This window comes from Frankia sp. CgMI4 (assembly GCF_001756285.1).
In the GTDB taxonomy this organism is placed as follows: Bacteria; Actinomycetota; Actinomycetes; order Frankiales; family Frankiaceae; genus Frankia; species Frankia casuarinae.
In genome coordinates this window covers 96,265-115,247 of the sequence record NZ_MAQZ01000047.1, presented here as the reverse complement: position 1 = coordinate 115,247, position 18,983 = coordinate 96,265, and the positions used below count along the sequence as shown (strand labels likewise).

Annotated in this window: 12 protein-coding genes; 6 read left to right on the top strand and 6 right to left on the bottom strand. The window is 72.5% G+C overall.

Features of this window, described 5'->3' with window-relative positions; translation table 11 throughout:
• Positions 1-8 precede the first annotated feature (8 nt).
• Complete coding sequence (fxsT, locus tag Manayef4_RS05620; RefSeq protein WP_023840338.1) at positions 9-3,164, top strand: FxSxx-COOH system tetratricopeptide repeat protein; 3,156 nt, start codon at positions 9-11, stop codon at positions 3,162-3,164.
• Between the two features lie 18 nt (positions 3,165-3,182).
• On the opposite strand, the gene Manayef4_RS24780 is transcribed toward fxsT, so the two are convergent.
• The 3 genes from Manayef4_RS24780 to Manayef4_RS05605 all read right to left on the bottom strand — a co-directional run bounded on the left by Manayef4_RS24780 (position 3,183) and on the right by Manayef4_RS05605 (position 6,939).
• On the bottom strand, positions 3,183-3,707 hold the full coding sequence (locus tag Manayef4_RS24780) for a hypothetical protein (RefSeq protein WP_070130870.1): 525 nt from the start codon (positions 3,705-3,707) through the stop codon (positions 3,183-3,185).
• Positions 3,708-4,302: 595 nt separating this feature from the next.
• Positions 4,303-5,655 (bottom strand): galactokinase, encoded by a 1,353-nt coding sequence (gene galK / locus Manayef4_RS05610; protein WP_023840340.1) that lies wholly within the window; start codon positions 5,653-5,655, stop codon positions 4,303-4,305.
• A gap of 66 nt (positions 5,656-5,721) precedes the next feature.
• Positions 5,722-6,939: a UDP-glucose--hexose-1-phosphate uridylyltransferase gene (locus Manayef4_RS05605; RefSeq protein ID WP_254665478.1), complete on the bottom strand. Its 1,218-nt coding sequence runs from the start codon at positions 6,937-6,939 to the stop codon at positions 5,722-5,724.
• Positions 6,940-7,191: 252 nt separating this feature from the next.
• On the opposite strand from Manayef4_RS05605, the gene soxR reads away from it, so the two are divergent.
• The 3 genes from soxR to Manayef4_RS05590 all read left to right on the top strand — a co-directional run bounded on the left by soxR (position 7,192) and on the right by Manayef4_RS05590 (position 10,038).
• Positions 7,192-7,683, top strand: coding sequence for a redox-sensitive transcriptional activator SoxR (soxR, locus tag Manayef4_RS05600; protein ID WP_011437832.1), 492 nt, complete (start codon positions 7,192-7,194; stop codon positions 7,681-7,683).
• A gap of 140 nt (positions 7,684-7,823) precedes the next feature.
• The gene (locus tag Manayef4_RS05595; RefSeq protein ID WP_254665477.1) at positions 7,824-8,561 is read left to right on the top strand and encodes an NADPH-dependent FMN reductase; all 738 of its coding nucleotides are present in this window, start codon (positions 7,824-7,826) and stop codon (positions 8,559-8,561) included.
• Between the two features lie 220 nt (positions 8,562-8,781).
• Positions 8,782-10,038: an ABC transporter substrate-binding protein gene (locus Manayef4_RS05590; protein WP_070130868.1), complete on the top strand. Its 1,257-nt coding sequence runs from the start codon at positions 8,782-8,784 to the stop codon at positions 10,036-10,038.
• Positions 10,039-10,062: 24 nt separating this feature from the next.
• On the opposite strand, the gene Manayef4_RS05585 is transcribed toward Manayef4_RS05590, so the two are convergent.
• Positions 10,063-13,971, bottom strand: coding sequence for an ATP-binding cassette domain-containing protein (locus tag Manayef4_RS05585; protein ID WP_070130867.1), 3,909 nt, complete (start codon positions 13,969-13,971; stop codon positions 10,063-10,065).
• A gap of 390 nt (positions 13,972-14,361) precedes the next feature.
• On the opposite strand from Manayef4_RS05585, the gene Manayef4_RS05580 reads away from it, so the two are divergent.
• Positions 14,362-15,342 (top strand): CAP domain-containing protein, encoded by a 981-nt coding sequence (locus Manayef4_RS05580; RefSeq protein WP_070130866.1) that lies wholly within the window; start codon positions 14,362-14,364, stop codon positions 15,340-15,342.
• A gap of 414 nt (positions 15,343-15,756) precedes the next feature.
• Entirely contained in the window at positions 15,757-17,706 is a 1,950-nt protein-coding gene (locus tag Manayef4_RS05575) for a glycosyl hydrolase (RefSeq protein WP_070130865.1), read from the top strand.
• A 74-nt stretch (positions 17,707-17,780) separates the two neighbouring features.
• Here Manayef4_RS05575 and Manayef4_RS05570 read toward each other — a convergent pair whose 3' ends face one another.
• On the bottom strand, positions 17,781-18,005 hold the full coding sequence (locus tag Manayef4_RS05570) for a DUF1918 domain-containing protein (RefSeq protein ID WP_232235012.1): 225 nt from the start codon (positions 18,003-18,005) through the stop codon (positions 17,781-17,783).
• 41 nt (positions 18,006-18,046) lie between these two features.
• A complete protein-coding gene (gene mshB, locus Manayef4_RS05565) occupies positions 18,047-18,970 on the bottom strand; it encodes an N-acetyl-1-D-myo-inositol-2-amino-2-deoxy-alpha-D-glucopyranoside deacetylase (RefSeq protein ID WP_023840348.1) in 924 nt (307 codons plus the stop codon).
• Positions 18,971-18,983: the final 13 nt, after the last annotated feature.

Below are 18,983 nucleotides of genomic sequence, written 5' to 3'. Positions count from 1 at the left end.
CTGGGACGGTGACCGGCGGGGGCGATGGGCACGGCGCTCCCGACTGTTTCGTGTCGTACGCGGACGACGGGCGGGCCTGGGCCGAATGGATCGCCGGGACGTTGGAGGATGCCGGCTACCAGGTCCTGCTTGAGTCCTGGGCGCCGGCGGGGACGCATCGGGTGGGGTGGCTGGACCGGGCGGTGAGCCAGGCCCGGCACACGATCGCGGTGGTCTCCGACGGCTACCTGCGCTCCTCGCCCGCGGTCGCCGAATGGGCGGCGGCGTGGTCGGCCGACCCGACCGGAGGCGAACGCCGGCTGCTGGTGACCAGGGTGGCGGACCGGCCGCTGCCCGGTCTGCTAGGCCAACTCGTCCCGGTCGACCTGTTCGACCGCAGCGAGATCGCCGTCCGGGCCAGCCTGCTCGCGGCCCTGCGCGGCGACCGGCCACAACCGGAACAGCCGCCGGGCTTCCCGGGCCGGCGGGGGATCTTCCCGCCGGAGCTGCCGGCGGTGTGGAACGTGCCGGATCAGCCGGCCCGGTTCGTCGGCCGGACGGCCGCGCTCGCCCGGCTCGACGAGGCGCTGTCCCGCTCGCCGCTGGTCACCGTGACGGGAATCGCGGGGATCGGGAAGACCAGCCTGGTCACCGAGTACGTCCGCCAGCACCGGGCGGATCTCGACGCCGTGTGGTGGGTGCCGGCGAAACGCCCCGAGCTGATCGGCGAGCGGGTGCGCGAGCTCGCCCCGGCGGTGGGCCTGCCCGGCCACGCGGAACCGGCCGCCGTGATCGCGAACCTCGGCCGGGCCGACGGCCGCTGGCTGATCGTCCTCGACGACACCGCCGACGCCGACACGCTGCCGGACTGGCTGCGGCCCACCGAACCCGGCCGGCTGCTACTGACCTCCCGCAACCCCGGCTGGGACCATCTCGGCCCGGTCGTGCCGGTCGGACCGATGGACCGGGCCGAGTCCGTCACCCTGCTCGCCGGCCGGCTGCCCGCCGTCGAACGGACGGTCGCCGACCGGATCGCCGAGCGGCTCGGGGACCACCCGCTCGCCCTCGACCAGGCCGCCCACCGCATCAGCACCGGCCGCACCCCCGCCGAGACCTACCTTCAGGTGTTAATCGACCGGCCGGAGGTCCTCCTGGCGCAGGGGGAGGTGAGCGGGCGGCCCGGGGCCACCGCCGCCACCCTCTGGGACGAGCCGATCCGCCGGCTCGACGCCGAGGCACCGGCCGCCGGCCACCTGCTGCGGATCGTCGCGCACGGCGACAACGAACCGATCCCGATCCGGCTGTTCACCGCCGAGCCGGACGTGATCCCCGATTCCGGGCTGCGGGCGGCGGCCGGCGACCCGCTCGCCCTCGCCGACACCGTCGGCGTCCTGGAGCGGTACGGCCTGGCCCACCGCGACGCGGACACCGTGACGATGCACCGGCTGGTGCGGGCCGCCGTGCACACCCACACCGGCCCCGACCAGGCCGACGAGATCGTCGCGACCATGGCCCGGATGCTGCGCGCGGCCCTGCCCGACGCCGTCACGGCCAACCCGGAAGCCTGGCCCGCCTGGCGGGAGCTGCTCCCGCACACGCTCGCCGTGCTCGACGCCACCGACGCCGACTCCACCGACGCCGACTCCACCGACGCCGACGGGCCGGAGGCCGACGGGCCGGAGGCCGCCTGGCTGGCGGAACGCTCGGCGGCCTACCTGCTCGGGCAGGGCCGAGCCGATCAGGCCCTCCCCCTCGCGGCCCGCGCCCTGGCCGCCCGCGAGCGGCTCGACGGCCCGGTGCACGTCGACACCCTGGCCTGCCGGGAGACCCTCGCGCGGGTCGCCCTCGGCGCCGGACGGATCGACGCCGCCGGCCGCCTGGCCGAACACACCGTCGCCGACCGCGAACGCATCCTCGGCCCCGAGCACCCCGACACCCTGGTCAGCCGGGACACCCTAGCCCAGCTATTCCAGAAGGTCGGCCAGACCGACCGCGCGGTCGAGATGTTCCAGCGCACCCTCGCCACCCGGGAACGCATCCTCGGCCCCGAGCACCCCGACACCCTGGAAGGCCGGCACAGCCTCGGCCGCGCCTACGACGCCGCCGGCCGCGGCGACGAGGCGGCCCGGCTGCTGCGGGACACCCTCGCCGACCAGCGGCGGATCCTCGGCCCGGAGCACCCCGCCACCCTCGACACCCGCCACAGCCTCGCCGTCGCCTACCGCCGGATCGGCGCGGTGGGCGACGCCGTGCCGCTGTTCGAGCAGACCCTCGCCGCCCGCGAACGGGTCCTCGGCCCCGAGCATCCCGCCGCCCTCGGCACCCGCCACCAGCTCGCCGTCACCCATCACCAGGCCGGACGGCTCGACGACGCCACGCGCGAGTTCGGCCGCGCGCTGACCGGCCGCGAGCGCACCCTCGGCCCCGACCACCCCGACACCCTCGAAACGGTCGACGGACTCGCCCGCGCCCACCTGTACGCCGGACGGCTCGACGACGCCGCACGCGAGTTCGGCCGCGCGCTGACCGGCCGGGAACGCGCCCTCGGCCCCGACCACCCCGAGACCACCGAGACCCGCGAGAGCCTCGCCACCGCCCACCTCAGGCTGGGCCGGCCCGGCGAGGCCGTCCCCCATCTCGAACGCGCCCTCGACCGCCACGAGCACGTCCTCGGCCGCGCGCACCCTTACACTGTCGAGGCCCGGAACGCCCTCGCGACGACCTACCGGCGCACCGGGCAGCTTGAGGCGGCCGTGCCGCTGCTCGAACGGCTGCTCGCCGACCGGAGCCGGGCGCACGGCGTCGGCGACGCGCGCACCCTGCGCACCGCCGACGGGCTCGCCGAGGTCTACCGGACCACCGGCCGGCTTCCGCAGGCCGTCGGCCTGAACGAACGTGTCCTCGCCGTCCGCGAGCGGCTCCTCGGCCCCGGCCACCCCGACACCCGCGCCACCCGGGGCGCCCTCGCCGACACCTACCGCCAGGCCGGCCGGCCCGCCGACGCCGTCCCCCTCTACCGCGCCGCGCTCACCGACGCGCTGCGCGAGCACGGCCCGTTCTATCCGGACAGCACCCGGGCCCGTCGCACCCTCGCCGACACTGTCGGCGAGACCCGCCACGATCAGCCGCCGCCCCTCGAACGGCCGATCCCGGTGGAGCCGAGATTCCGCCACCGCGACCCCTGACTGGCGCCGGCACGCCGGTCACCGCGGGTCGGCTGGCTCGTCGGATGCGGCCGGCTCGTCGGGGTCGACGGGGTCGACGGGCGGAAATCGATCAAGCAGCTCCAGCTTGCGGAGCAGCGCCTCGTCCGCCGCCCCCCGCGCCGGCCGCCCGCCCTCCGCCACCGCCCGCTCGCGGTCCTCCGCCCGGCGCCGTGCCGCCTCCCGGGCGGACTCCGCATCCATCCGGTCCAGCAGCTCCTGCCTATACCRCTCGAACCACTTCCGGTTCTCCCGCCGCTCCTGTTCGGCGGCAAGCTCATTCGTCAGCTCCTGGCCATGCCGCGCCCTCCACACCCTGCTGAACGAGCCGTCCCAGTCGACCGGACGGAAGTCGAACCTGCCCGCAAACGTCGCCCCAGCCTCATCCGCCCCCGCGTCGGCGTCCGGCCCCGGCTCGGCATCGGGCGCCGGCTGCCCGGACGGTTCCCGACCGGCTGGCGACCGCGCCCCCGGTTCACGCTCGGCCGCGGGCTCACCTGACGGATCGGCGGTTTCCTCRGACATCACAGTCTTCTCCCGTCCCTGAGGCTCACCGTCATGATCCCACCATCACCGGCCCGCCGTGCCCCCCACCACGGTCCCTCCAGGGATGATCAGCGACATCTTGATGTGCCGGACCGGCCGCGGTGGTACCGGTGTTGCGATCCCTCCAGGGATGATCAGCGACCCGCTGGTAAAGCTGCAGGTCAACGCCATGATCTACGATGGTCCAGGGGCTACTTTTGCAGCGGTCCGGCGGTAGTGCAACAGCCCAGGCCAGAGCCATGATCGACAGCCATGAGCATCGAGCTCCGGCTGCCCATTGCGACGCCGAGCCACTCCGTCTCGACAAAATCYGGGATGCGGCAGACGTGGACGCTGTCAACGGCCTGAGGATCGGGTGGGACTTGGGGATCGGACGGGACTTGGGGATCGGACGGGACGAGTGGCCCGCGGGACATGAGAAGGGCCGCACGAGTGCGACCAGGTGTGACGCGGGCCTGGGCCGTGCGGCCTGCTGTTCCCATCCCGCCCTGACCATGATCTTCCGTGCGCCCCTCGCCGATCTGGCCGCGGAGCTCGCCCCCACCATGGGCCGCCGACTTCCGCCCCCCGGTCGCTACCCGAGGTCCAGGACGGACGTGCCGGCGACCGCCGAGCAGACGTGCAGCACGGCCCGCCGGTCGGTGAGCGCGGTATACGCCGGCTCGAACGCGTCGGTGAAGGCGGTCAGCCGGGACCGGTCGACGAGGGCCACCGCACAGCCCGCGAAACCACCGCCGGTCATCCGGGCGCCGAAGCACCCCGGAGCCGCCGAAGCCGCCTGGACCGCCGCGTCGAGTTCCGGACCCGACACCTCGAAGTCCTCCCGGATCCCGCGATGCCCCGCCAGCAACAGCCGCCCGGCCGTTGGGGCGTCGCCCGCGCGCAGTGCCGCGGCGACGGCGTCGACCCGGGCGTTCTCGGCGACGACGAACCGGGCCCGGCGCAGCGCGGCCGGATCCAGCGCGACCGGATCCAGCGCGACCGGATCCGGCCCGGTCCCGCCGGCCGCTCCGCCCGGCCGGGTTGTCCCATCCGACCGGGCGGACCTGCCGAGCCGGGCCACCGCCTCGTCCATCGACCGGGGCGTGAGGTCCCGCAGCGCGGCGACGCCCAGCGCCCGCGCCGCCCGCTCACACTCCGCCCGGCGGGTGGCGTACTCGCTGGTCACCACCTGTCGGCGCGAGCCGGTGTCGATGACCACCACGGCCAGCCCGCCCGGCAGCGGCACCGGCTCGGTTGTCAGCGTGCGGCAGTCGATCCGCAGCGCGTGGCCGGCCACGCCTGCGGCGCAGGCGAACTGGTCGAGCAGGCCCGTCGCCGCCCCCACCCAGAGGTTCTCCGCCCGCTGGGCGAGCAGCGCGAGCTCCGTCGGCGATGGCGTCAACCCGGCGAGATGCGCACCGGCCAGGGCGACGGCCAGCTCCAGCGCGGCCGAGGAGGACAGTCCCGCGCCGACGGGGATGTCGCTGGCCAGCGTGCCACGCCAGGGCACCAAGCCCCCTCCGGCGGGGAAGCCCGACCCGGCGGCGGCACGGGAGCCCCCCGATCCGGCGGCGGCGCGGGAGGCCGACTCGGCGGCCAGCATCACCGCGACGCCTTCGACATAYCGGACCCATCCGGGTGCCCGGGCGGACACCGGCGTGTCGAGGCCCGGCGGCGGCAGCGGGATCACGGCGGGCACCGCGTCCTGCTCGGACACCAGCCGGAGCTCGGGTGCCTCGTTACGGCGCAGGGCGATGCACAGCTCCCGGTCGATGGCCACCGGAAGACAGAAGCCGTCGTTGTAGTCGGTGTGCTCGCCGATGAGGTTCACCCGGGCGGGCGCGCGGACGAGGTGGGTGGGCCGCTCTCCGTAGGTCTCGACGAACGCGCGCACCGCACGCTCGGTGGCCGGATGCTCGGTGGCCGGATACTCGGCGGCTCTCATGACGCCAGTGTCGGGGAGTCGCGGGCCCTGCGGCACGCGGAATGACCACGGCCGCGCGGGCTCGGCTCAGGTCCGGTTCGCGGCGACGGGAGCCATGACGGCGCGCAGCCGGTCCGCGGCTGCCTCCGGGGTGAGGTCGCGCTGCACGTCGGCGAGCATCTCGTAGCCGACCTGATGCTTGCGAATGGTCGGGGAGCRCAGCAACGGCGGATAGAAGTGGGCGTGCAGCTGCCAGAACGCCGCGGGTGGATCGCCGGGTCCCCAACCAGGATCAAGGTCCGGCCCCAGCCCCCACTCCGGCCCCAGCCCCGACTCCGGCTCCGGCTCCGACCCCAGCTCCGGCCCCGGCCGGGGTCCGGGCGCGGGATGCGGCCCGGGAGCCCCGTGCCAGCCCATCGAGAACGGGAAAGGATGGTCGAACAGGGCGTCGTAGCCGGTGAGGAGGCGGCCGAGCAGGCGGGACAGCCCGTCCCGCTGGTCGTCGGAGAGCGCGGCGAGGCGGTCGACCGGATGCCGGGGCAGGAGCAGGGTCTCGAACGGCCACAGCGCCCAGAACGGCACGACGACGAGCCAGTGCTCCTCCGCCAGGATCACCCGCTCCCCCGCCGCCGTCTCGATCTCGGCGTAGTCCATCAGCAGGGAGCTGCCAGACCGGGCGAAGTGCTCCCGCTGCCGCGCGTCCTCGGCGGCTGGCTCGTCGGGCAACGCGTCGCAGGCCCAGATCTGACCGTGGGGGTGCGGGTTCGACGCGCCCATCGCGGTGCCGCGGTTCTCGAAGACCTGCACCCAGCGCCAGGTGCGGGAGAGTTCCTCCTCCTGCGCCGCCCAGGTGTCCACGACCGCCCGGACCTCGGCCGGAGTCATGTCGACGAGCCCGCGATCATGACGAGGGCCGAAGCACACGACCCGGCAGGTCCCCCGGGCCGGTTCGCTGCGCAGCAGGCCCGATCCGGGACCCGCCGGCCACACCGGGGCCGGGTCGGCGGACGGGGCGACAGGCGGGTCGGCGGGCGGGGCGACGAGCAGGGCTGCGGGCCGAACCGGGTCGGGACGCAGCGCCGGGAAGTCGTTGGTGAACACGTAGGTACCGGAGTAGGAGGGGTTACGTTCACCGCCGGCCCGGAGGTTACCCGGGCAGAGGTCGCATAGAGGATCATGGGCGACCGCGGCCGGCACCGGCGGTGGTTCCTGACCGCCGTGCCACGGTCGCCGCGTCCGCCCCGGCGAGACCAGAACCCAACGGCCGGTGAGCGGGTTGAACCGCCGATGCGTGATGTCGTCCATTGCGACGAAGCCTGCCATGGGCGGCGACCGCGGCAAACGCGCTGCCGGGACGGCCCGGGGTGATCCCCGTTACCACGAAGCCGAGGCGTGACGAGGGGCGACGCGGGGCAACGAGGGGCGGCGAAGCATGACGATGCGTGACGGGACATGACGGGACGAGGCGTGACGAGGCGTGACGACCAGCCCGTCGCGGCGCCGCCGGGTTCCGGGAACCTCATGTTGAGTTCAACTTCAACGCCATAGTCTGCGGGCATGCTTCCTACCGATATGATGACTGTGGGTGAGCTCTCGCAGCGAAGTGGCTTCGCCGCGTCGGCGCTGCGCTTCTACGAACAGCAGGGCCTGCTCACCGCCACCCGGACCTCGGGTGGGCAGCGCCGGTACGAGCGCCATGTCCTGCGGCGGCTGGCGTTCATCCGCGCCGCCACCGCGGTCGGGCTCAGTCTCGACGAGGTGCGGGAGACCCTGTCGACGCTGCCCGAGTCGCGCACGCCGACCAAGGCGGACTGGTCCGCGATCTCGCGGCGGTGGCGCGGCCGGCTGGACGACGAGATCGCGGCCCTGGTCGCTCTGCGTGACGGACTCAACTCGTGCATCGGCTGCGGCTGCTTGTCGCTGCGAAGCTGCCGCATCTCGAATCCRCACGACCGGATCGCCGAGCTGGGGCCGGGCGCTCGCGCGCTGCCGGCTGCGCTGCGCCGGACCCGCAACCCCCTCGATCGGTGTGGTCAGCCCGTCCGATAGGACATCGGACAGGACATCCGCGATAGGACAGACGCGACGGTACGCGGGTGGCGGTCCATCGCCGGACCGACATGAGCCAGATCCGGGACGCCGGACCGGGATGCCGGACCGGGATGCCGGATCCGGGACGAGGAGGGGTAGTGGGAGACACATTCGGCATGTTCCAACCGGGTGCCAGCAACGGCGAACCGAGGAGCGGGCGCAGCCAGACGGTCGGTACGGATCCCGTCTCCKGGCTGCCCAGCCGGGTCTCGGCGCACCGTTCGCCCGACATGCCGCCGGACGGTCCCGGTCCGGTGCGGGCCCGTCGCCRCCGCCCGTTAATCGTCGGCATCGGTGGCAGCAGCCGGGCGAACTCCACCACCCACCAGGCCCTGGCGACGGTGCTGGCGATGATGGGGCAGGCCGGCGCGGAGACGATGCTGCTCGGTGCGGCGGACCTGGACCTGCCGATGTACGCGCCGGAACGCCAGGAACGTCCYGCCGCCGCGCTGCGCCTCCTCGCCGCCGTCGAACGGGCCGACRGCCTCGTGATCGCGACTCCCGGCTACCACGGCGGGATATCGGGCCAGGTCAAGAACGCCCTGGACTATCTGGAGGACCTGCGCGGCGCGCCCCGGCCCTACCTGGACGGCCGGGCGGTCGCACTGATCGTCGGCGCCCGGGGCACGCAGGCGGCCGGGACGACGCTGACGGCCCTGCGCTCGACGGTGCACGCCCTGCGCGGCTGGYCGACCCCGCTGGGCGTCACCCTGAACACCGCGGTGCCGCTCTTCGACCCGCACGGGCGAGTGCTCGACCGGACCGTCGCGGCCCGCCTGGACACCCTCGCCGACCAGATCATGGGGTTCACCTACGCCTGGTCCCAGGTGCTCTGAGGTGACCTCAGGTGACCTCAGGTGCTCTGAGGTGCTCTGAGGTGCTCTGACGCCGGGACGCGATCCCACGCCGAGGCTCCCGCGGGTCCCAGCCAACCCGGGCGTATCTGTCCTGAGCAGGCAGGTCTACCGTGGCGGGGCCCGGCAGGGGACAGCGGGGCCCGGCAGGGGACCGGAACACGGAACGCGGACGAGGCACGCTCGACGAGGAGGCGGCACGGTGGGACGACGGTACGGGCTCCGGTGGCTCGCCGCGGCGGTTCTGGGCGCCGTGCTGGCGGGAACGCTCGCCGCGTGCGGTGGCGACTCGGACGGCGAAGCCACCGGCACGTCCTCGGCCGGATCAACGGTCAAACTGATGATCATCGCCCCGGTGGGCACGTCCGGAACGAACTACCCGGAGATGGTGGCCGCCGCCCGGGCCGCCGTGCGCGGGGTCAACGCCCGGGGTGGGATCGCCGGCCACCGGGTCGAGCTCGTGCACTGCAACGAGAAGAACGACGCCGCCGTGGCCAGGAAGTGCGCCCAGCAGGCGGTGGATCAGCACGTGCTCGCGGTCGTCGGCGAGGTCAGCGGCTCGGGTGGGATCATGCCCATCCTGGAGAACGCGGGGATCCCGTCCATCGGTTCGGCCGGGATCTCGGCCGACGGATCCGAGCTCAGCTCTCCGATCAGCTACGTCATCAGCCCGCTGGCGCTCTACCCCGCGGTCTGCCCGTCGTTGCTCGCCAAGGCGGGAGCCACCCGCCTCGGGCTGGTCGGCTACGACCTCAGCGCCAGCGACCGGCTCATCATCATGGCCGAGGGCGGCGCGAAGGCGGTGAACCGTCCGATCAATCCGAAGATCCGTATTCCGATCACGACGAGCGACTTCACCCCGGCGATCTCCCAGCTCACCCGGTCCGGTGCCGACGGAGCCGTGCTCGTCGTGTTCGACCAGGCCGCCTACGCGGTGATCTCCCAGGCCGGCCAGCGGGTCCGGACCTGCCACGCGGCCGGAACCCTCTCGCCGAAGTACCTGTCGACGCTCGGTCCGGCCGCGGACAACCTCGTGGTCGCGACCGCGTTCCCCGAGCTGAGCCAGGCCGGCCAGTTCCCCGAGGTGGCCCGGATGATCTCCGAACTGGACGCCGAGCAGGCCGGCGGGGACGCGGACGCGGCCCCCGCGCTACGCACCACGACGACCACCACCGGCGCGTGGCTGTCCGTGCAGATCGCCGAGAAGGTGGGCAACAAGGTGTCCGGCCCGCTCACCGCCCGCACCCTGCTCGACCAGCTCAACCGGACCACCGACCTGGACCTGGGCGGCATCGTCCCGCGGCTGAACCTCACGGCGACGACGCCGATCCCCGGGGCGGAACGGATCTTCAACACCACGCTGCGGGGAGCCCGCTGGGACAGCGCGTCGAAGAGCTTCGTGCCACTCGGCCYGGAGACCTACTCCGGCCTGGACATCCTGCGCCGGGCCGCCTCCTGACTCTGAGGCACGCGCTGACCCGGGTCAGGCACGCGGGCCGCTGAGGGCGCCATTGCCGGATGGGGCGCCATTGCCGGAGTCCGCCGGCCGTCCGGGTGACAGATAGGCGCCGAGCAGGGTCTCCCGGTCGGCACGGGCCTGGGCGGCGGTGCCCGACCAGGCGAGGGCCCCATGCCGCAGGACGTGCACCCGATCGGCGATCGACAGGGCGCTGYGGACGTGCTGCTCGACGAGGATCACGGCGAGCCCATCGTCCGCGGCGGCGCGCACCGCCGCCAGCAGACGGTCCACGACGCGCGGCGCGAGGCCCAGCGAGAGCTCGTCGGCGAGCAGAACCGTGGGCCGGCGCRCCAAGGCGCGCGCGAGGGTCACCATCTGCTGCTGCCCCCCGGAGAGCAGCCCCGCCCGCCGATCGAGGTGCTCGGCAAGCTCGGGGAAGACCGCGAGGGCGAGGTCCGGGTCGCATCGACCGACCCGGAGATTCTCCCGGACGGTGAGGTCCATGATGACCGAGCGTTCCTCGGGAACCAGGCTCAGGCCACGTCGGCACCGTTCGTGCAGCGCGGCGGTCGTCACGGCCCCGGCGAGCAGGACCTCGCCTCCCGCCGACGGGATCGCGCCGGCCAGCGCCAGCAGTGTCGTCGTCTTGCCGGCGCCGTTCGGGCCGAGCAGGGTCACGACCTCGCCGGCGTGAACCTCCAGGTTGAGGTCGCGGACCACCGGGCCGTTGCCGTAGCCGGCGGACAGGCCCCGCGCCGCCAGCACCGCGGGGCCGGCCGCGAACCGGGCCGGGTCCGTCCTGTCGGCGACGCGGTCCCCGGTCCCGCCCGCGGACGGGCCGGCCGGCCGGGTCCAGGAGACGGCCCGCCGGGTCCAGGAGACGGCCGGCCGAGTCCAGGAGACGGCCGGCCGAGTCCAGGAGACGGCCGGCCGGGCCGGGACCGCCGCCTCCCCCAGGCAGGCGACCCGCACCCGGGGGTCGTCGCGCACCCGCTCCGGCGTCCCCTCGGCGATGCGCTCCCCGGCGTCCAGCACGACCACCCGGTCGCAGACCCCCATGRCCACGTCCATGTCGTGTTCGTTGAGCAGGATGCCCAGTCCCCAGTCGTCGGCGAGCCGACGCAGCAGGCCCGCGACCTCCGCGCTCTCCGATTCGTCCAGCCCGGCGCACGGCTCGTCGAGCAGCAGCACGGCGGGGCGCGCCGCGACGGCCCGGGCGATGGCCAGCAGCCGACGACGACCGTAGGGAAGCTCCGCCACGGTGCGCAGGAGATCGTCGCGCAGCCCRAAGGCGTCGACCGCGGCGACCGCGGCCGGCTCAAGCGGACGTCCCCGGGGGAACAGCAGGTCGGTGAGATAGGCGCGGGTGTCCCGGCGGTCGCTGGCCGCCTGGATGTTCTCGATGACCGTCAGATCGTCGAACAGCTCCAGGTTCTGGAACGACCGGCTGATGCCGGCGCGGGCCCGCCGGTGCGCCGGCAGACGGTCCAGCCGGACGCCGCCCAACGTCATCGACGTGACCGACGTGACCGAGGACGGGGTGTAACCAGTGATCGCGTCGATGACCGTCGTCTTGCCCGCGCCGTTCGGGCCGATCATCCCGACGATCTGACCGGGTTCCACCCGCAGGTCGACCGAGCGCACCGCGGTGACCGCGCCGAACCGGACCGTCAGACCCCAGACCGACAGGACGGCGGGCACGGCGGGCAGCGCGGCGGGCGGCGCGCCGAGCAGGCGGGCCAGGCGGGCGGCATCGCGGCGACGGCGGCGGGCGGCCGCCGCCGGGACCCGGTCGTGGAGCAGCCTGGCGGTGCGGGCGTTCTCCGGCGCCATGCCCCCACCCGACCGGGACAGCACGACGACGAGGACGATCCCGCCGATCAGCGGCACGTAGCGGTCGAGCTCGGCCAGCCAGTCCCGCACCCAGCCGCCGAAGACCGCTGCGACCAGGGCGGCGACGGCGGCGACGGCCCAGGGGGCGTACCGGGCGGCGGCGCCGAGCCGGCGGCGCGGGCGCGGCGCGCTGACGAGCGAGGCACCGGCGGCGAGGCCGAGCAGCCCGGCGAGGGCCGCCACGACGACCCGCAGCAGCACGCCGAGCCGGGCGAGCAGGTCGCCGACCCAGCCGCCGAGCCGGGTCGCGAGCGCCCCGGCGGCCATCGTCGCCCCGGCGAACGCCCCGCTGACCCAGCCGACCCCGCCGAGCACCGCGTAGGCGATGAGCATGATCGACGAGAACGGCGCGAAGGCGCCACCGCCATAGTCGATGTTCCCGCGCTCCCCGTAGACGTAGAACGCATAGAGCACCCCGCCGAATCCGGCGATGGCCGCCGACAGCGCGAAGGCGTAGAGCTTCGCGCCGACCACGCTGATGCCGAGCGCGGCGGCGGCCCGCTCGTTGGTCCGCACCGCGATCAGTCGCCGGCCCGCGCGCCCGCGCCGCAGGTTGGCGACGGCCAGCGCGACGAGGACGAAGGCGAGGACGGAGACGGTCGCGAACCCGCGGGGGTTGGCAACCTTGTCCAACTCGATGCCGAGGAATGTCTGACGGCCGACGACCGTGCCCTCCGGGGAGGCCAGATCGCCGAACAGCGAACCGATGGAGCCCGCGCTCCTCGGTGCCGGGGAGTGGTAGCCGCGCTGGAACAGCAGAGCGTCGACGGCGGTGCCCAGGCCCAGGGTCACCACCGCGAGCTGCAGGCCCCGGGTCCGCAGCGCCGGCAGGGCGAACAACAGTCCGACCGCGGCCGTGCCGGCGACCCCGACGAGCATGGCCGCCTCCAACGGCCAGCCGCGGGTCGCGACGAGCCGTCCGGCGATCAACGCCGCGATGCCGGAAARGGCGAGCTGCGCCAGGGACAACTGCCCGGTGAACCCGACGAGCACGACGACGGACAGGATGACCAGCGCCCACAGGGCGTTCGCGTCGATCGCGTCGACCCAGTHAACCGGCAGCAGCCACCAGATCGCCGCCAGGGTGGCCGCCACGGTGACCGCGAGGGCGCGCGGATGCACCCGGCCGCTACCGAGGGCAGGCTGACGTTCGGCGAGGTGGCCGCGTTCGGGTATTCCCTGCCCGCGGATCGCGAGGTAGAAGACGATGACCGCCAGCGGCACAGCCCGGTCGACCCCGCGCCACCAGGGGTGCTCGGCGACCAGCTGGAACTGGGTCTCCACCTCGACGACCCCGAGGGCGAGCCCGCCCGCCAGCACCATCGGGAAGGAGCGAAACCGCGCGACCAGCGCGACCGCCAGCGCCGGGACGATGAGCAGGAGCAGGTTCGCCGAGGACAACGGGTTCTGCAGCGGCGCGAGCAGGACCCCGCCGAGACCGGCCAGCGCGCTGCCGGCGCCCCAGGCAGCGGCGGCGACGGTGTCCGCCGACCAGCCGAAGGTCGCGGCGGCCCTGAGGTTCTCCGCCGCCACCGTCGCGGCGAGGCCCACCGTGGTGAACCGGAACACCGCCCAGAGCCCCGCGACCAGCACGGCGACCACAGCCAGCCGGACGAACACGGACACGCCGACGGGCTCGTCGAACAGCGTTATCCTGCCGGTCGGCAGCACCGTCGGGGAGGTACGCACGGCACCGGCGAACATCAGCGTCAGCAACGACTGCAAGATGATCAGCAGGCCGAGCGTCGCCATCAGCCGCAGCAGCGAGGTCGCCTCGCGCAGTGGCCGCATCACCAGCAGGTGGAACACGACCCCGATGACGGTCGTCGACAGCACGGCCAGCGGCGCCGCGAGGCCGAGCGGCAGCCCCCACCCGGCGTGCAGCCCATGGAAGGCATAGGCCGCCCAGGCCAGCAGCGCGCCCTGGGCCAGGTTGAGCACGCCGGCCCCGCGGGCGATGACCACCACACCCGAGGCCACGAGGGCGTAGAGCGCGCCCGTGCCCAGACTGAGCAGGGCGTAGCCCATGACGTCATTCAACGGCGGTCCACCCTGCTCCGGGCACCGCGGAACGGTGCCTCGATCATCCCTCAGCGGCCCCCCACCAATGGTCGCCGGCTCTCCTCGATCGCGATGAGCGGCGTGAGCCCACCGGAAAATCCGCASGCCAGACCATTGATCATATGATCACGGCAACCGAGGTGACGGTACGACCGGACAGACCGACAAGGCAATCAAACCAGCCACAACAGCCACCGAACCCCACGAGAGCCACCGAATAGCATAAGAGCCACAGAACCTCGCGAAAGCTACCTAACCCCACGGATTGGTCGGGGGTGACGGAACGTGGGCACACCGCGAAACGTCCGGGATGGCACCATCGGACGAACGCTYGATGGCGGACGACCACGGCTACAGGGGTGGAAACGGATGAGGGACCTGGTGCCTGGCGCGAACGGGCCGTTGCCTGCCGGCCCCGTCTCGGTCCGGYTCGCCGGTCCCTTCGACGTCTGTGCGCTCGTCACCGGCGCGAACGGCAAGGTCGCCGCGGACAGCGACTTCGTGTTCTACAACCAGCCCAGGGCGCCAGGCGTGGCACTCTCGGGCGGCGCGGTGACCGTCGATCCGGGCCGGCTGCGCCTGGGCGCCGAACGTGTCGTGATCGCCGCCAGCCCCGAGGACGGTACGACGCCCTTCGGACGGCTGCCAGCTCTCGCCGTCACCATCCATAATGATCATGATGACCTCATCGCCCGCTTCGCACCACCGCCGTTGTCCCGCGAGACCGTGGTCACGCTGGTGGAGATCTACCGGCGCGGCCCCGCGTGGAAGATCCGGGCGGTGGGGCAGGGCTACGCGGACGGCCTCGCCGGTCTCGCCCGGGACTTCGGAGTCGACATCGACGACGGCGACCAGGGCGACCAGGGCCACCAGGGCCACCAGGGCCACCAGGGCCAGGGTCAACGCCGTGACCCTCCCGGGTACCCCGATTCCACGGGTCGGGGTACCCGGGAGGGTGATCTGACCCTCGTGCTCGCGCGGGTCGTCACGCTCACCAATGCCGAGCGCGCCCGGGAGGGTCTCGCGCCGCTGACCGTCGACGACCGCTTGGCCGCCGCCGCGGAGGCRCACAGCGTGGACATGGCGACCCGTGGCTTCTTCGCGCACACCAGCCCGGAGGGACGCACGGTGTCCGACCGGGTGAGCGCTCTGGGCTACCGCTACGCCCAGGTCGCCGAGAACATCGCCGCCGGCCAGAGCAGCGCGGACGAGGTGGTGACGGGATGGATGAACAGCCCCGGCCACCGGGCGAACATCCTCATCCCGCGGCTGCGCCAGATCGGCGTCGGGCAGGCCACCGGCGGCGAGTATGGTCGCTACTGGACGCAGGTCTTCGGCACCCTGCTCTGACCGCTGGCACTCTGACCGCAGGCACTCAGACCGCAGGCACTCAGACCGCAGGCGTACCGGAGGTAGGTCRCACCTTCGGCTACAAAGGTATCGGCATTCCCGCGCGGGCGTTGACCGACCGGGCCGAACGGATCACGATTTTCCTGCGCCGACCCCAAGGAACCGCCAGAACCGGTGACACCGCCGCCGCGAGCGGAGAATCTGCGCAATCCGGCTGTGCACGTTCCACCCGAACCGCCGGGAAGGACGACGTCACAAGTCTTCGCCCACCCCTGKAGAAGTGCGCGTCGAATCTCCGGACAACGACGTTCGACCATGYCCGCGAACCATTGATCTAGCTTCCTTCCTGGTTGATGAGTCAGCTTTCATCGACAAGCTCGACACGCGTTCCACAACCCAGGACAGGACTGGAGAATGCGCACAGAGAACAAACGGGACGGGACAGCGTCCCAGCCCAGGAGATATTCGAACGGCCGTCACGCGCGGACTCGAGCACGTCGCCACCGGATCGGCGGGCTGCTACTCACCCTCACCGTGGCCCTGATGACCGGGGCATTGACCGGGCCTGCCCGCGCGCAGGCCCCGACGATCATCGAGGACAGCGCCATCGGCACCGGGCTCAACCAGGTCTCCTACACGGGGACGTGGACCCGGTGCACCGGGTGCATAGCCGGGCCCCTCGACGACGGCTTCCGGTACTCGTCGACCTACGGCAGCRTCGCCTCGTTCCAGTTCATCGGCACGCGGGTGACCATCTTCGGGGTCAAGGGGCCGTGGAGCGGCCAGGCCGCGATCAGCATCGACGGCAGCACCCCGCAGCTCGTCGACACCTTCGCTACGGTCGCGGTCGCGAGCTCGATCTTCACCTMGAACACGCTCACCGCGGGCACCCACACAGTGCAGATCACCAACCTGCACCAGCGCAATGCCGCGTCCCGGGGCTACGACGTCGCCTTCGACCGCGCCGAGGCGATCAACGAGGTGGCGCCGCCCCCGCCGACTCCGCCGGTGCCCACGGCGCTCACCATCGAGGACACGACGATCGGCACCGGCACCAACCAGGTCTCTTACTCGACCGGGTGGACGAAGTGCACCGGCTGCATTACCTCCCCGAACAACAGCTTCTACTACTCGGCGACCGCCGGCGCGGTCGCCACGATCCGTTTCAGCGGAACGCAGGTCAACATCTACGGCGCCAAGGGCCCGATCGGGGGATTCAGCACGATCCGCCTGGACGGCGGCCAGCCGGTCAACGTCGACACCTACGCGCCGACCTCGAGCATCACCCTGTTCTACAGCTCGGACAAGCTCGCCGYCGGCACGCACACCCTGACCCTGACGAATACCGGGCAGCGCAACACCTCCTCGCAGGGCAACAACGTCGGTTTCGACCGGGCGGAGGTCACCACCGGAGCGAACCCGCCGCCGGCCCCGCCGTCCTACGCCGGGCCCCGCTCGGGCAAAGGGTGRCTGACCGGAACCTATCCCGATCCGGTGATGAACCAGCAGAACCTGGAGGCGTTCTGCACCTGGCGCGGGGCGCCCTGTGACTTCACCCTGCTTTACACCACCCGGAACAGCTGGGCGAACGTCAGCCAGCCGGTGGATCTGCTGCGCACCTTCGCCAACTGGCCCGGCCGGTTGATCATCTCCATCCCCCCCTTCCCGGAGCACATCGGTGCCAGCAACGCGACCTGCGCCACCGGGGCCTACGACGAGTACTGGAAGACCYTCGGCCGCGTACTGAACGCCTACGGCCGGYAGAACTCCTACCTGCGAATCGCCTGGGAGGGCAACGGCGACTGGTACGAATGGTCCGCCACCAACCCCAAGGACTACGTCAACTGCTGGCGCCACGTCGCGGACGCCATCAACTCGACCGCGGAGCCGGACCCCACCCTGTGCTGGTGCCTCAACGCTCACTACTCGCAGAACCCGCCGAGCCACAACCCGATGGACATGTATCCGGGCGACGCCTGGGTGGACGGGGTCGGCCTCGACGCGTACGACCACTGGCCGCCGTCCCGGACAAAGGCCGAGTTCGACGCCCAGGCCAACGCCCCCGGTGGGCTGAACTACTGGTTCAACTTCGCCCGCGCGCACAACAAGCTCTTCGGCGTCGGCGAATGGGGGGTGGTGAGTACCAGCGGCAACAACGGTGGCGGTGACAACGCCAATTACATCCAGTGGATGTACGACTGGTTCGTGGCCCATGCCGGCAAGGGGCTGGCCTACGAGTATTACTTCAACAACTGCGACCCGAACAACGTCGGTTCGAACCTGTACCGACCGCTCAGCGCCACGTGTCTCTACCTGAACCGGCAGGCGGGCGCCCGCTATAAACAGCTCTACTCCGGGCAGTAGGCTCCGGAGGTGACGCCGGGTGCCGCCCGCCGGCAATGATTCAGTGGGCGGCACCCCTCCACCCGAGGGGGTCCTCAGCCGGGCCGCCGGTCGCGGCTGGGACGTAGCTCGACCGATTCATAGGCGGCCGGGATGTACCACGATTCGCGGCCGTCGTCCCACCGGACGATGAACGGCGCTCGGCCGCTCTCGCCGCGAATCTTGAGTATCACACCGTGGCGCTCGGTACGACCTGTTGCCGAATTACGCACGACGAGGCGGTCCCCGACCCTGGCGTACATGATGTTCCCAGTGTACATCAGGATTCCCTCCCGCGGTCCGTTCGCGGTCCGTTCCGGCATCAGCGCGTCGCCACTCCGTCGAACAGGTCGGTTTCCACGCCGGAACCCGAGCCCGGGCCCACCGCCCCCCGGGCCAGCACGAAGTTCTCGGTGGCCTTCGCCGACCGGCCGTTCCCGTCGACCAGAGCGAAGAAGAATCCGTCCACGGTCATCTGGCTGCGGTGGGCCCGCATTGCCGCGATCTTCGCGGCGAAGAAGCCCGGCGCCTCGATCGTCGTGGTGACCTTGGTATCGGGAACCGACAGCAGCATGTCCGAGGGCATCGTGATCCCCTCGGGGACCGTCTTCGCCAGGTCGGACCGCCAGATGCGGTCCACCGCGGACTCGACCGCGGAGTGGGACAGCGCCGTCTCGTACAACTTCGAGACCTGCCAGGTCGGACCCGCGTCGGGAGCGAAGTCCGGATCGGCCGCGTCGGCGAAGGCCCGGACGGTGACGTCGTGCGCCCTGATGTGATCGGGATGACCGTAGTCCCCGATCGCGTCGTAGGTCACGATCACCTGCGGCCGGACCTCCCGCACGATCCGCACGAGCGCCTCGGACGCGTCGTCCATGTTCGCCCGCCAGAAGCAGCGCGGGTCGTCGTTCGCGGGGCTGTCCAACATGCCGCTGTCCCGCCAACGACCGGCGCCCCCGAGGAAGCGGTAGTCGGTGACGCCGAGCTCGGTACACGCCTGTTCCAGCTCCCCGATCCGGTATCCGCCGAGCTGGTCCGCGCGGTCCGCCCGCAGGTTGGCCAGCTCGGGGACCAGCACCTCGCCCATCTCGCCCAGCGTGCACGTGACAAGGACCACCTGGGTGTCGGGATCGGCGGCGTAGCAGGCCATCGTCGCCCCGGTCGCGATCGTCTCGTCGTCGGGATGAGCATGGACGAACACGATCCGACGGGCCGGCAGCGCACCGGAACCTTGAGTAACCGGCATAGCTTGACGGTAG

Coding starts and splice junctions, on each gene's coding strand:
- mshB (WP_023840348.1), bottom strand. CDS start 18,970: ATGCCGGTTACTCAAGGTTCCGGTGCGCTGCCGGCCCGTCGGATCGTG.
- Manayef4_RS05570 (WP_232235012.1), bottom strand. CDS start 18,005: ATGTACACTGGGAACATCATGTACGCCAGGGTCGGGGACCGCCTCGTC.